Here is a 12,693-nt window from a genome sequence, read left to right as displayed (position 1 = left end):
GCCGCCCTCAGTTGCCGCTATGGAACATCTGCGCGTTGCCGGGCTGGTAGCCCGCGCCCGGCGTCAGGAAGCGGCGGCGCTGCTCGCGGCCCTGTTCGGCCGCCGCCGCGCGCTCGGCATCCGATAGGGCCTGTGCCCGACCGTTCGCCGCGACGACCGCGGTCAGGTCGGCAAGTTGCTGCGCTTGGAGCGCGAGCAGTTGGTTGCCGGCTTGTGCCGCCTGCAACGCCCCGGTCGCCCCCTGGCTGGCACCGACCAGCCGCGACATCTCCGTGCGGTTGGTGTCGATATTGCCGACGACTGTGGCCTGCACCTTCATCGCATCCTGCAAGCCGCCCACCGTGTTCTGCCAGCGCGAGCGGGCGTCCTGTACGAGTTGCTGGTCGGACACCGACATGGAGGCGTTGCCGTATTTGGTCTGGAACGCCTTATCGATCGCCTGGACGTCGTAGGCGATGTTCTGCGCCTGATTGAGAAGCTGTTGGGTCTTCTGGACCGACTGCTGAATCTGCTGGAGCGAGGAGATCGGCAGGCTCGCCAGATTGCGCGCCTGATTGATGAGCATCTGCGCCTCGTTCTGAAGCGAGGTGATCTGCTGGTTGATCTGCTGGAGGGCGCGGGCGGCCTGGAGGACGTTCTGCGCATAGTTCGACGGGTCGAACACGATGATCGCGTAAGCGGGCGTCGTGACGATCGGCGACAGAGCGAGCGGTACAGAAAGCATGGACGCGGCGACAAGCGCGACGCGCGAACGCGAACGGATACGGATCATGACTGAACCTCCGGGTTTTTGGATTGCGGGATGATGTTGGTGAGATCGCCGATCATGTCGGCCGCCCAGGCAAGGCTATTTTCCGCGAGCCATCCGGTGAGGAAGCCGTCGGTGCCCGCGCGGGCATAGACCTCGGCGATGAGCTGCTGATGCTGGCGCGAGGACGCCGCGCAAAGTGTCAGCGCCACTTCGGACAGGCCCAGCTCGAACAACCGGTTGCCGCGCCGCGACTGGCAGTAGTAGTCGCGCTTGGGCATCGCCCGCGCGATGATCTCGATCTGCCGATCGTTGAGGCCGAAGCGCCGATAGATGGTGGTGATCTGCGGCTCGATCGCGCGTTCGTTCGGCAACAGCAGCCGGGTTTGGCAGCTCTCGATGATCGCCGGTGCGATCGCCGAGCCGTCGATGTCGCTGAGCGACTGAGTGGCGAAGATAACCGAGGCGTTCTTCTTGCGCAGCGTCTTCAGCCATTCGCGGAGCTGGCCGGCGAAGCCCTCGTCGTTGAGCGCCAGCCAGCCTTCATCGACGATGATGAGCGTCGGCAAGCCGTCTAGGCGGTCCTCGATCCGGTGGAAGAGATAGGCGAGTACGGCGGGCGCGGCGTCAGTACCGATCAGCCCCTCCGTTTCGAAGGCTTGAACGGTTGCCGTGCCCAAATGCTCGTTCTCGGCATCAAGCAACCGGCCCCAGGCGCCGCCGATGCAGTATGGCCGCAGCGCCTGCTTCAGGTCGTTCGACTGCAACAGGACGCAAAGGCCGGTGATGGTGCGCTCCTCGACCGGCGCTGAGGCGAGCGAGGTCAGCGCCGTCCAGATGTATTCTTTCACCTCCGGGCTGATCGCGACGCTCTCACGCGTAAGGATCGCGACGATCCAGTCAGCGGCCCATGCTCGCTCGGCCGCGTCATCGACGCGGGCGAGCGGTTGCAGTGACACGCTGTCGGCGCTGCCCTCTGTCAGCCCGCCGCCGAGATCGTGCCAGTCGCCGCGCATGGCGAGCGCGGCAGCACGGATCGAGCCGCCGAAGTCGAAGGCGAAGACCTGCGCGCCGGCATAGCGGCGGAACTGCAACGCCATCAGCGCCAGCAGCACGGATTTGCCGGCACCGGTCGGCCCGACGATCAGCGTGTGGCCGACATCGCCGACGTGGAGGGAAAACCGGAACGGGGTCGAGCCTTCGGTCTTGCCGAACAGCAGGGGCGGCGCTGCAAAATGCTCATCCCGTTCCGGCCCCGCCCACACCGCGGAGAGCGGAATCATATGGGCGAGATTGAGCGTGGAAATCGGCGGCTGCCGGACATTGGCGTAGACGTGGCCGGGCAAGCTGCCGAGCCAGGCATCCACCGCGTTGATGGTCTCGGCCATCGCGGTGAAGTCGCGGCCCTGGATGACTTTCTCGACGAGGCGCAGCTTCTCGTCGGCGATACGCGGATCGGCGTCCCACACCGTCACGGTGGCGGTGACATAGGCGATGCCGGCATAGTCCGCGCCAAGTTCCTGAAGCGCGAGATCGGCGTCGGCCGCTTTGTTCGACGCATCCGTGTCCACCAGCACGGATTGCTCGTTGGTCATCACCTCCTTGAGGATCGCGGCGATAGACTTACGCTTGGCGAACCACTGTCGTCTGATTTTCGTCAGCAGCTTGGTCGCATCGGTCTTGTCGAGCAGGATCGCGCGGGTGCTCCAGCGATACGGGAAGGCCAGCCTGTTCAATTCGTCGAGCAGGCCAGGCGTGGTCGCGGTCGGAAAGCCGGTAATGGTGAGCACGCGCAGATGCTGACTGCCAAGGCGCGGCTCTAGCCCGCCGGTGAGCGGCTGATCGGCGAGCAGTGCGTCCAGATACATCGGCGTTTCGGGGACGCGGACGCGGTGCCGGTGCGTGGAGACGCAAGCGTGCAGATAGGTCAGGGTCTCTCCATCATCGAGCCAGCGGCATTCCGGCATGAAGGCTTCGATCAGGCGGAGAAGCCGGTCGGTGCGATCAGTGAAGCCCGACATCACCTCGTGCGGATCGATGCCGACTTTCTCGCGGCCCTCATAGAGCCATGTCTCGGCACGGGCGGCGCCCTCGGCGGGCGGCAGATAGGTGAAGGTCAGGAAGTAGCTGGACTCGAAATGCGTTCCGGCTTCCTCGAAATCGGCCTTGCGCTCGGCATCGACCAGCGCGGAGGCGGAATCCGGGAATACGCTGTTCGGATAGGTCGCGGCGGCATGGCGTTGTGCCTCCACGAAGATCGCCCAGCCCGAACCGAGGCGGCGGAAAGCGTTGTTCAGGCGACCGGCGACCGCGACCAGTTCGGCGGGCACCGCCGAATCCAGATCGGGACCACGAAACCGTGCCGTGCGCTGGAAGCTGCCGTCCTTGTTGAGCACGATGCCCTGACCGGCGAGCGCCACCCACGGCAGGAAGTCGGCGAGCCGGGCGTTTTTGTTACGGTATTCCGCGAGGTTCATCATGGTCGCGCTCCCCCTCAGACCGAAAGGTGCGCGGAGATGCGCAGATGGCGGCGGCCGACCTCGACGAAGAGAGGATCGCGCTTGGCCGCCCACACCGCCGCGAAATGGCCGATCGCCCAGATAACGAGACCGACCAGCCAGAGGCGCAGGCCCAGGCCGACCGCGCCGGCCAGCGTGCCGTTGAGGATCGCGATGGCGCGTGGCGCGCCGGCGAGCAGGATCGGTTCGCTGAGCGCCCGGTGCAGCGGGACGGTATAGCCGGGCACCTCTCCGCCCTGATCGACGACGCCCGCCATCAGACCAGCGCCCCGCCGCCGAACGAGAAGAACGACAGGAAGAACGAGCTGGCCGCGAAGGCGATTGACAGGCCGAACACGATCTGGATCAGGCGGCGGAACCCGCCCGACGTGTCGCCGAACGCCAGCGCCAGGCCCGTCGAGATGATGACGATGACGGCGATGATCTTGGCAACGGGGCCTTCGATCGACTGGAGGATTTGCTGGAGTGGTTGTTCCCACGGCATCGACGAGCCGGAGGCATGGGCGGGCGCCGCCGCCACCACCGACAGCGTGGCCGCCGATACGGTCATGGCGAGGCGCTGACGGGCCTGATTGAGGCGCGAGAGGCGCAGGGCTTGGATCACAGGGGGTCTCCTTCAGGGTTGAGGCTGAGGGCGTGGGAGGAGGAGGCCGCACCGCCGTCGCCCTCCGTGACGGCGGGCACGACGCGGTAATCGCCGTCCGGGCCGAGGCCCTCGACACGGGCGAGTTCAGAGAGCCGGCGCTGGGAGCCACGGCCGGAGAGTAGCGCGACGAGATCGATCGTTTCGGCGATCAGCGCGCGGGGCACGGTGACGACGGCTTCCTGGATGAGCTGTTCCATGCGGCGCAGCGCGCCGATGGCGCTGCCGGCGTGGATCGTGCCAACGCCGCCGGGATGGCCGGTGCCCCACGCTTTGAGCAGGTCCAGCGCCTCGGCGCCGCGCACCTCGCCGATCGGGATTCGGTCAGGCCGCAGGCGCAGCGAGGAGCGGACGAGATCGGAGAGTGAGGCGACGCCATCCTTGGTGCGCATGGCGACGAGGTTCGGCGCGGCGCATTGCAGTTCGCGCGTATCCTCGATGATGACGACGCGATCGCATGTCTTCGCGACCTCCGCCAACAGTGCGTTGGTCAACGTCGTCTTGCCGGTCGAGGTGCCGCCGGCGACGAGGATGTTGGCGCGGGACGCCACGCCCCGACGTAGCGCCTCGGCCTGTCCCGCCGTCATGATCCCGGCGGTGACGTAATCGTCGAGCGTGAACACGGCGACGGCGGGCTTGCGGATCGCGAAGGCAGGGGCCGCGACCACTGGGGGCAGCAGTCCCTCGAACCGCTCTCCCGTCTCCGGCAACTCGGCCGAGACGCGCGGCGCTCCGTCATGAACCTCGGCGCCGACGTGATGCGCGACTAGGCGTACAATGCGCTCGCCATCGGGGGGCGACAGCCGCTCGCCGGTATCGGACAGCCCTTCGGAGAGTCGGTCGACCCAGAGCCGCCCATCGGGGTTGAGCATCACCTCGACGATCGCGGGGTCTTCCAGAAAGCCGGTGATCGCCGGGCCTAGCGCGGTGCGAAGCATGCGCGCGCCGCGAAGGATCGCCTCGGATTTCTGGTGGGGCTTTGCCACGTCGTCCCCGTTCTTTTGCGGACGCGCCCGATGCGCGGCCCTGGATCGGGGATAAGTAGAAGGGGCAGAATTCAGGGCATTACAACAACCAGAATGTGGTCGCCGTACTGTGGCGTACAAAGACAGGGAAACGGCGGAACGGCTGAATACTTGTTATGCGCTTGGCGGGTGATTATTCCGCGTCGCGCGTGGGGGCGATATCTTCGGATATCTCCTGGCGCAGCTTCGGTCCGCTGGCGAGCCGCCGGCCGAGCGCGGCAACGAAGGCATCATAGCGTTCGGCGGCCTTGGCGCGGGCGGCCTGCGCCGTCGCTTCGGGCAAGGCTGGCGTGGTGTTGAACCAGAAGCGCACGAAGATGGCGAGCGTCTCGACGGCGATGCCGACATCGCGCTCCATACGCGTCATCCGCCGGTCGAGCTGGTCAAGGCGCTTGGTGATGGCGGCCTCCTGGCGCTCGGCCGCATCGGGCGACAGGAACGAGGCGATTCCCGCCTCGGCGACCAGTGAGAGCGACAGATCGCGACGCGCGGCATGGAGCGCCAACGCCTTCATCACCTCGGGCTCCAGATAGACGGACAGCCGCTGCTTCCTGGGTGGTTTCGACATGGTTTCTCCCTTCACAGCTCGATGCCGTCGCCTGGATCGAGCGAGGCCTGTCGGGCGACCCGGCGCATGGTGTCGCGCAGGCGGCTGTTGCTGGCAACGTCCTCTTCCGGCTCGTTGACCGGATCGATCTCGAACTCGTTGTCGATCGCTGGCTTCTTCTCGGGTGGCTCCACGCGGCTCAACTCGGGCTGGTGACGGCGTTCGGAGTCCGTGGTGTCCTCGTCCTCCGCGGGTTTGGCGGCGACGGGCTCCGCGAGGATCGGCGCGGGCGGCGGCGCCAGAGCGCTCCAGTCGTCAGGCAGAGGTTTCTCAGACTTTGTTAGCGCAGGCGGCGGGAGAACCCGCTCCTGAAACCCTCCGTCCTCAAAATACCGCGCCTTTTTCGCACGGATCGGCGGGGTGCCGGCGACCATGACGATCTCGTCGGCAGGCGGGAGCTGCATCACCTCGCCGGGGGTCAGCAGCGGCCGCGCCGTCTCCGAGCGCGACACCATCAGATGGCCAAGCCAGGGCGAAAGCCGGTGCCCGGCATAGTTCTTCATCGCCTTCATCTCCGTGGCGGTACCGAGGGCGTCGGATACGCGCTTGGCGGTCCGCTCGTCATTGGTCGCGAAGCTGACGCGGACATGGCAATTGTCGAGGATCGAGTTGTTGGGGCCGTAGGCCTTCTCGATCTGGTTGAGCGACTGGGCGATGAGGAAGCTCTTCAGCCCGTAGCCGGCCATGAAGGCGAGCGCGGATTCGAAGAAATCGAGCCGCCCGAGCGCCGGAAACTCGTCGAGCATGAGGAGCAGACGATGGCGGTTGCTCTTCGCCTGCAGGTCCTCGGTCAGCCGTCGCCCGATCTGGTTGAGGATCAGGCGGATCAGCGGCTTGGTGCGATTGATGTCGGAGGGCGGCACCACGAGGTAGAGCGTCGTCGGATGCCTGCCGCCGACGATGTCGCCGATCCGCCAGTCGCAGCGCCGCGTGACCTCCGCGACCACGGGATCGCGATAGAGCCCGAGGAATGACATGGCGGTGGAGAGCACGCCCGACCGCTCATTGTCCGATTTGTTCAGTAACTCGCGGGCGGCGCTGGCGATCACCGGGTGCGGCCCGGCTTCGCCCAGATGCGCCGTCTTCATCATCGCGGCGAGCGTCGACTCGATCGGGCGCTTCGGATCAGAGAGGAAGGCCGCTACCCCGGCTAGGGTCTTGTCCTTCTCGGCGTAGAGGACATGCAGGATGGCGCCAACCAGCAAGGCGTGACTGGTCTTCTCCCAGTGGTTCCGCTTCTCGAGGCTGCCTTCCGGGTCGACCAGGATGTCGGCGATATTCTGAACGTCGCGCACTTCCCATTCGCCGCGGCGCACCTCGAGCAGCGGATTATAGGCAGCCGACTTAGCATTGGTCGGGTCGAACAGCAGGACGCGGCCATGGCGGGAGCGGAAGCCGGCGGTCAACTGCCAGTTTTCGCCCTTGATGTCATGGACGATGGCCGAGCCGGGCCAGGTCAGCAGCGAGGGCACGACCAGGCCGACGCCCTTGCCGGAACGGGTGGGCGCGAAACACAGCACATGCTCGGGACCATCGTGACGCAGATAATCGCGGCCGAGCTTGCCGAGCACGACGCCATCGGCACCGAGGAGCCCTGCCGCCTTCACCTCGTCGAGCCGGGCCCAGCGCGCTGAGCCATAGGTCTCGACATTCTTCGCCTCGCGCGCCCGCCACACCGACATGCCGATCGCCACGGCGATCGAGATGAAGCCGCCGGACGCGGCGATATAGGCGCCCTCAACGAAGATCGGCGGCGCATAGGCGTCGTAGAAATACCACCACCAGAAGAAGGCCGGTGGGTAATAGACGGGCCAGCCGGCGACCTCGAACCAGGGCGGGCCGAGCTGCGGCTGGAAGCCCAGCCGCCATGCCGTCCATTGCGTCGCGGTCCAGGTCGTCAGCAGCACGATCATGAAGACGGTGAGGATCTGGCCCCAGAGGATTTTCGTCGCGGACATGGCAGTGCTCCTTGTCTGTTGGGCGCTAAAGGCCGAGGCTGCGCTTGCGCCCAAAACTCCAGTCGACACCGCCGTCACCGCGGGCGACGCCGGAGACATGCTGGCCGATCTGGCGTTCGAGCGAGGGCGTCCAGGGCACGAGTTGGAAGCCGAGACCATCGTCGATCATGGCGAAGCGGCCGGAGGCGAGTGCGAAGCGCTGGCGATAGGTCCCGGCGATATATTCGCCCGTTCCGGCCTTCGCGAACGGGCGTCCCGTCTCGGCCGCGAGCTTGGCGCCGAGCGCTTCGACCTCGCGCTGGCGCAGCGTATCGATGAGGTTGCGGGAGAAGATGACGCTGCGGCCATGGCGTTCGGCCAGGCGCTGCTCGATCAGATGTTCGGCGCGGCGGTCCATCGCCTCGCGCACCTCAACGCCGAACCCGCCACCGCCAAGCGCGACGGGCTCGCGGGCGATCGCCTGCCGGTCGAGCCAGGTCGCGCCGCTCGCGGTTACCTGGGCAGAGATGTCAAGATCCGAGCGGACGGCAAGCGCGACGCGCCGCTGCCCCCGCGCGTCGTCGAACTTGCGCAGTTCAACGATCGAGCCCAGCGCGCTGTCGCCTGCGGCCTCGAGGTCGGGCAGCTTGATGTGGTGGGTGCGGCCGTCGACCCCGTCGACGAGGGCATAGGCCGTGCCCTTGAGTTCGTCGTCGAGACCTCGCGTTACCAGCCGGCCGACAACAGGGTCGTTCAGGCTTTCGCCGGCGAGGACATAGCTTGCCGCGCCGCGCTCGATGCCGCGGTCGGTCAGCGCGCGGTGCATGCGCTTGATGATATCGCCGCGTTCGCCGAGCTCGCGCAGCGTCGCCTCGGCCTTCTCCGAGATCGTCCATTGGCCGGGACCGATCTCGTCGGCGAGGCCAAGGCCTTCGAGCTTGCGCAGCCGCCCGACCTTCAGGGCGTGGAATTCATCCGGCTGCCGGTCCGGATGCGGCGCGAGGTCGAGGACACCGGCCCTGTAGGCGTCGCGCACGAGCTGACGATCGAGATTGGTCCAGCGCTCGGACTCGACCTGCCGCTCAATGGTGCGACGGATTTCCAGATCAGTGCGCGGTCCCAGCTCCTGCGTGATGAGATCGCGCGCTCGGTCACGCATGCCCTCCTTGATGTAGTCGCGCGAGATCACGAGGTTCTCGCCGTCGCCGCGGACGCCGCGCATGATCAGATGCACATGCGGATGCTCGGTGTTCCAATGATCGACAGCGACCCAGTCGAGCCGGGTGCCGAGATCCTTCTCCATCTGACCGACCAGCTCCCGGGTGAAGCCCTTGAGGTCCGCCATCTCCACCGCGTCGTCGGGCGACACGATGAAACGGAAGTGATGCCGGTCGTCCTCGCACCGCTCGGCGAAGGCTTTGGGATCGGCATCATCCCCGCCGGGACCGAACAGCCGGGCCTTTTCGCCATCCTTGGTCACGCCCTCGCGGCGGAGATAATTGAGATGGGTGCCGAGCGGCGCGTTGCGTCCGCCCTGGCGCACGACCCGCGCCTTGACGACGGCGCCCCGCGAGCGGGCGGTCAGCAGCCGGTTGGCCTGCACCGCCGCGCGCTGGCCGCGGCCGAACCGGGAGCGATTGCCGGGCCCGATCCTTCCTTGCCGGGATACCGCGCCGCCGGCCTTCTGCGCGGCGGCGAGCGCCTGCGCGATGAAGGGTCTGGCCTGCTGGGCGCGCGTCGAGCGGATCCGACCTGGCCGGATGCGGAAATCGTCCTCGGCGCTCATGGACGTGGCCCCGCACATCGCGCAAAGCCGAGGAAATTGCTGGAAAAGCGCCGCGCGCGCAGGCTGCGCCGATCAGGCGCACATCGCGTAAACGCGCCACAACCCCTTGAAAACCCACAACCGCACAAGGCCGCACATCGCGGCCCTTTATCCTGCCATCGTGCGGTTGTGGTGACTGCTCTTCCCACTTCTGACGCCAATCTCACGCCAGAACCCGAAAATGCCGCAGGGATCGCGAAGCCCCTCATCGCGGCCTCGCAATGTCGCTTCGCGCCACGAAGAGGCCGTCCGATCGCGGCGCAGGCAGCGCCGGATCGCGCCCGGACTCCGAGGCGGATGGTACAGTCGGATCGTCATCGGGCTGCTGCTGATCTGCACGCGGCCTGCTATCGACCTGCACGATGAAGAGCGGCGCACGGGTCCAGGCGAGCGGATCGGCGGTCGCTACCGTGACGGGGGCAGCAATATCGCCGCCACCGATGATCGGTGCGAGAGCGGCGACATAGGCGCGCGTTTCGGCCGGCAAAGGGCGACCCGTCGCGCGATATTCCTCATAGCGCCCGGGACCAGCATTGTAGGCCGCCAGAAAGCCGGGCGAACCGTAGCGATCGTGCATCTCGCGCAGATACGCAGCGCCCGCCATGATGTTGTCGCGTGGGTCGTAGGGATCGCCGCTGAGACCATGTCGAGCGCGCAAATCGCCCCACGTCGCTGGCGTGATCTGCATCAGGCCTATCGCGCCCTTGGGCGAGATCGCGCGCACATTACCGCGGCTTTCAACGCGCATGACGGCCCGAATCCACGCCTCCGGAATGCCGAACCGGCGCGCTGCGTTGGCGATATGACCAGCATAGGGATCGCTAGGTGATGGGCGCTCCACCGGCGCGTCCTGTGCGGCGGCCGGGACGGTCGTCGACAGGCCGGTAAACAGACCGGAAAGGAGGAGGAAGGTTGTGTGCCGGACGGTGGGAAACCGTCCGACGACAGCGCGATGGCGTCGGGCCGGCATCGCTCAGTCCCGCTCGCCGCGCTTGGGCGGGCGGTTCCAGTGCAGGCCCCAGGCGGACTTGTTGTCGGCCGACTGGAACAGATTGGCGCGGATCGGCTGCGGAAAGCATGGATCATCGAGCTGTAGCGCGACGTACTCGCCGGCTTTCTCGCCGGTGCGCTTCCAACCCGCGCCGAGCTCGGCGCGGGGTTCGTTATTCATTCCGTCGAAAACGTGGACGCGGAAATCCGGCGCATTCTCGGCATCGGAAGCCTCGGCTGGAATGATGATGATGTCCTGGTGCAGCAGGAGTGTTTCCAAGTGGCCGATGAAGCCGCCATCGTCGCGGGTGAACTGACCGATCAGGGACATGATTTCCTCCTTGGGATTGCGGTGAGATTGGGATTGGGCACGTCGTCACCGCGTCGGCGCGCGCCAGACGAAGCGGCCATTGCCGTCCTCGTCGGTGTAGAGGGGGATCGCCCGGCCGATGACGGCGGAGGCGGGAAGCGGTCCGAAATAGCGGCCGTCCAGGCTGTCGCGGACCTGCCAGTTCATCAGGAACAGCTCGCCCTCAGCGACGACGCGGCAACCTTGCCAGACGGGCAGCGGATTGCCCCTGCGATCGCGGTCCAGCGCTTCACCCATCGGCACGGCGTCGACGGTGATGGCGAGGCCAGTCCGGCAAATCCGTTGACCAGGAAGGGCGACGACGCGCTTCATCAGCGGCACGCCGCGCGGCAGATAACCGCCCTCGGCGAGGAAGCTCGCGAGCGGCTCGGGCGCGCGAACGGCGACCAGATCGGTCACGTCCGGGGACTGGTCCGGTTCAATGGCGTAAAGGCCGATCGGCGTGCTGGCCGACGCGTTCCAGATCAGCTTAGGCGCGAAGGAGACGAGCGACAGGACGCCGAGAAGTGACACAGCGGCGGTCGTGGTGACGGCGTAGCCGAACCGGGTCATGCACCGATCCTCCGCGCTAAGAGGAAGGCGCGATGGCGCTGCATCGTGTACGCGCGGGGCGTCTCGCCGGCGGCAAGGCGGTTGTGGACGTGCCGCCAGTGATCGGGCGCGACCTCGACCGGATCGATGCTGGCCGCTTCGATCGCGTCGATGTGCTGGAGCATGCGCTCCACTTGTCGCCAGCCATCGACCCGTAGCAGGATGTCGCCGCCGGGCGTCACGGTCGGGAGCGTCTGGCAGGGTTCGCCGGAAGCGACCGCGCGCAGAATGTCGAGCCGGGAGAGCACGGTGCCGTGCTCGTTCGCGGCCCAGCGCACCAGCGCGAAGGTCGTGCCGGGAGGGAAGAAGAGGATACGGCGGCGACGGTCGATGACCTGTTCGTGGACCTCGTGGCCGAAGCGGATCCAGTGCTCGACCTGCTTTTCAATCCAGACGAGCTCGACCTGGGTGAGATCCTCCGGCGGCGCGTGAGGGGCGCGGCCGGCGCGCACGGATGCGGCGGCAAGGCCGGTCATTGGGCGTCTCCTTGGGATGGTGGGAATTCGCGCTCGAACAGTGCGCGGAGCATGTCGGCGACCGTCTGGCCGCGCTGGAAGGCCGCGATCTTGATCCGGCCGCGCATGTCGGCGGTGACGTCGATGGTCAGTCTGGCCGAGAAGTCGTCGGTGGGTTGAGCGCGCTGGGTCTGGCGATCGGGCGCCTTGATCCAACTCTCTGGATCACTGGGCCGGGATGCGAAGCCGCGCTTGGGGGTTTGTTCGCTCATGCGCCGATCCTCGTCACCTCGGCCGCAAGCGCGGCGATCTCGCGCGCGCCCGGGCTATTTTCGTCCTGCTCGGCGGCGATCCGTCCGGTCTGCACAACATCAGCAAAGACGATGCGCTGACCGATGGTCGTCGCCAGCAATGGCGGATCGTGATCGGCGAGCGTCTCGGCAGTTTCGCGGGCTAGCACGGTGCGCGCCGCGCAACGGTTCAGCACGAAGCGAGCGGCAAGCTCGGGGCGGTAGATGCGCGCTTCGCCCAGCAGCGCCAGCATCTCGGCCGAAGCCCAGCCGTCGAGCGGCGACGGCTGCACCGGGATCAGGACGAGATCGGCGGCGAGCAACGCCGAGCGCATGAGACTGGCGACGCGTGGCGGCCCATCGATGACGACATGGTCGGCGTCGCGCGCCAGCTCCGGCGCCTCGCGATGCAGGGTGTCGCGCGCCAGGCCGACGACACCGAACAGCCGCTCCAACCCCTCCCGGCTGCGCTGCTGCGACCAGTCCAGTGCCGAGCCTTGCGGATCGGCGTCGATCAGCGTGACGCGCTTGCCGCCTCGGGCCCATTCGCCGGCGAGATGCAGCGCCAGCGTCGTCTTGCCGACGCCGCCCTTCTGGTTGAGGAGCGCGACGATCATGACGGTCTCCCGGGAAAAGGGGACTCGTCCACAGCGGTCGAAAAACGGGTTTGCGTTAGAAAGATTCCGAAGGAAT

Annotated in this window: 14 protein-coding genes; all 14 read right to left on the bottom strand. The window is 66.9% G+C overall.

Going from position 1 to position 12,693, the window contains the following annotated elements; genetic code table 11:
• Nucleotides 1-7: 7 nt before the first annotated feature.
• The 14 genes from trbJ to parA all read right to left on the bottom strand — a co-directional run bounded on the left by trbJ (nucleotide 8) and on the right by parA (nucleotide 12,617).
• Nucleotides 8-772: a P-type conjugative transfer protein TrbJ gene (gene trbJ, locus MRBLMA1_RS17490; RefSeq protein WP_363738488.1), complete on the bottom strand. Its 765-nt coding sequence runs from the start codon at nucleotides 770-772 to the stop codon at nucleotides 8-10.
• Nucleotides 769-3,228: a conjugal transfer protein TrbE gene (gene trbE, locus MRBLMA1_RS17485; RefSeq protein WP_363738486.1), complete on the bottom strand. Its 2,460-nt coding sequence runs from the start codon at nucleotides 3,226-3,228 to the stop codon at nucleotides 769-771. The genes trbJ and trbE overlap by 4 nt, the downstream gene beginning before the upstream one ends.
• Before the next feature lie 14 nt (nucleotides 3,229-3,242).
• Nucleotides 3,243-3,524, bottom strand: a complete 282-nt coding sequence (locus MRBLMA1_RS17480; protein WP_363738485.1) for a VirB3 family type IV secretion system protein — start codon at nucleotides 3,522-3,524, stop codon at nucleotides 3,243-3,245.
• Nucleotides 3,524-3,871: a TrbC/VirB2 family protein gene (locus tag MRBLMA1_RS17475; protein WP_414714773.1), complete on the bottom strand. Its 348-nt coding sequence runs from the start codon at nucleotides 3,869-3,871 to the stop codon at nucleotides 3,524-3,526. Before MRBLMA1_RS17475 ends, MRBLMA1_RS17480 begins: the two co-directional genes overlap by 1 nt.
• A complete protein-coding gene (trbB, locus tag MRBLMA1_RS17470; RefSeq protein WP_363738484.1) occupies nucleotides 3,868-4,896 on the bottom strand; it encodes a P-type conjugative transfer ATPase TrbB in 1,029 nt (342 codons plus the stop codon). Before trbB ends, MRBLMA1_RS17475 begins: the two co-directional genes overlap by 4 nt.
• Before the next feature lie 172 nt (nucleotides 4,897-5,068).
• Nucleotides 5,069-5,503: a CopG family transcriptional regulator gene (locus MRBLMA1_RS17465; protein ID WP_363738482.1), complete on the bottom strand. Its 435-nt coding sequence runs from the start codon at nucleotides 5,501-5,503 to the stop codon at nucleotides 5,069-5,071.
• An 11-nt stretch (nucleotides 5,504-5,514) separates the two neighbouring features.
• Nucleotides 5,515-7,500: a conjugal transfer protein TraG gene (locus tag MRBLMA1_RS17460; protein WP_363738480.1), complete on the bottom strand. Its 1,986-nt coding sequence runs from the start codon at nucleotides 7,498-7,500 to the stop codon at nucleotides 5,515-5,517.
• 25 nt (nucleotides 7,501-7,525) lie between these two features.
• Nucleotides 7,526-9,265: a relaxase/mobilization nuclease domain-containing protein gene (locus MRBLMA1_RS17455; protein ID WP_363738479.1), complete on the bottom strand. Its 1,740-nt coding sequence runs from the start codon at nucleotides 9,263-9,265 to the stop codon at nucleotides 7,526-7,528.
• 244 nt (nucleotides 9,266-9,509) lie between these two features.
• The gene (locus MRBLMA1_RS17450; protein WP_363738478.1) at nucleotides 9,510-10,274 is read right to left on the bottom strand and encodes a lytic transglycosylase domain-containing protein; all 765 of its coding nucleotides are present in this window, start codon (nucleotides 10,272-10,274) and stop codon (nucleotides 9,510-9,512) included.
• Nucleotides 10,275-10,277: 3 nt separating this feature from the next.
• Nucleotides 10,278-10,625: a DUF736 domain-containing protein gene (locus tag MRBLMA1_RS17445; protein ID WP_363738476.1), complete on the bottom strand. Its 348-nt coding sequence runs from the start codon at nucleotides 10,623-10,625 to the stop codon at nucleotides 10,278-10,280.
• Between the two features lie 45 nt (nucleotides 10,626-10,670).
• On the bottom strand, nucleotides 10,671-11,216 hold the full coding sequence (locus MRBLMA1_RS17440) for a S26 family signal peptidase (RefSeq protein WP_363738474.1): 546 nt from the start codon (nucleotides 11,214-11,216) through the stop codon (nucleotides 10,671-10,673).
• Complete coding sequence (locus MRBLMA1_RS17435) at nucleotides 11,213-11,731, bottom strand: DUF2840 domain-containing protein (RefSeq protein ID WP_363738473.1); 519 nt, start codon at nucleotides 11,729-11,731, stop codon at nucleotides 11,213-11,215. Before MRBLMA1_RS17435 ends, MRBLMA1_RS17440 begins: the two co-directional genes overlap by 4 nt.
• Nucleotides 11,728-11,982: a hypothetical protein gene (locus tag MRBLMA1_RS17430; RefSeq protein WP_363738471.1), complete on the bottom strand. Its 255-nt coding sequence runs from the start codon at nucleotides 11,980-11,982 to the stop codon at nucleotides 11,728-11,730. The genes MRBLMA1_RS17435 and MRBLMA1_RS17430 overlap by 4 nt, the downstream gene beginning before the upstream one ends.
• Entirely contained in the window at nucleotides 11,979-12,617 is a 639-nt protein-coding gene (parA, locus tag MRBLMA1_RS17425) for a ParA family partition ATPase (protein ID WP_363738469.1), read from the bottom strand. Before parA ends, MRBLMA1_RS17430 begins: the two co-directional genes overlap by 4 nt.
• Nucleotides 12,618-12,693: the final 76 nt, after the last annotated feature.

Source organism: Sphingobium sp. LMA1-1-1.1 (assembly GCF_040676365.1).
Lineage (GTDB): Bacteria > Pseudomonadota > Alphaproteobacteria > Sphingomonadales > Sphingomonadaceae > Sphingobium.
This window is presented reverse-complemented; position numbering and strand designations above follow the sequence as displayed.

Coding starts and splice junctions, on each gene's coding strand:
- trbJ (WP_363738488.1), bottom strand. CDS start 772: ATGATCCGTATCCGTTCGCGTTCGCGCGTCGCGCTTGTCGCCGCGTCC.
- trbE (WP_363738486.1), bottom strand. CDS start 3,228: ATGATGAACCTCGCGGAATACCGTAACAAAAACGCCCGGCTCGCCGAC.
- MRBLMA1_RS17480 (WP_363738485.1), bottom strand. CDS start 3,524: ATGGCGGGCGTCGTCGATCAGGGCGGAGAGGTGCCCGGCTATACCGTC.
- MRBLMA1_RS17465 (WP_363738482.1), bottom strand. CDS start 5,503: ATGTCGAAACCACCCAGGAAGCAGCGGCTGTCCGTCTATCTGGAGCCC.
- MRBLMA1_RS17460 (WP_363738480.1), bottom strand. CDS start 7,500: ATGTCCGCGACGAAAATCCTCTGGGGCCAGATCCTCACCGTCTTCATG.
- MRBLMA1_RS17455 (WP_363738479.1), bottom strand. CDS start 9,265: ATGAGCGCCGAGGACGATTTCCGCATCCGGCCAGGTCGGATCCGCTCG.
- MRBLMA1_RS17450 (WP_363738478.1), bottom strand. CDS start 10,274: ATGCCGGCCCGACGCCATCGCGCTGTCGTCGGACGGTTTCCCACCGTC.
- MRBLMA1_RS17445 (WP_363738476.1), bottom strand. CDS start 10,625: ATGTCCCTGATCGGTCAGTTCACCCGCGACGATGGCGGCTTCATCGGC.
- MRBLMA1_RS17440 (WP_363738474.1), bottom strand. CDS start 11,216: ATGACCCGGTTCGGCTACGCCGTCACCACGACCGCCGCTGTGTCACTT.
- MRBLMA1_RS17435 (WP_363738473.1), bottom strand. CDS start 11,731: ATGACCGGCCTTGCCGCCGCATCCGTGCGCGCCGGCCGCGCCCCTCAC.
- MRBLMA1_RS17430 (WP_363738471.1), bottom strand. CDS start 11,982: ATGAGCGAACAAACCCCCAAGCGCGGCTTCGCATCCCGGCCCAGTGAT.
- parA (WP_363738469.1), bottom strand. CDS start 12,617: ATGATCGTCGCGCTCCTCAACCAGAAGGGCGGCGTCGGCAAGACGACG.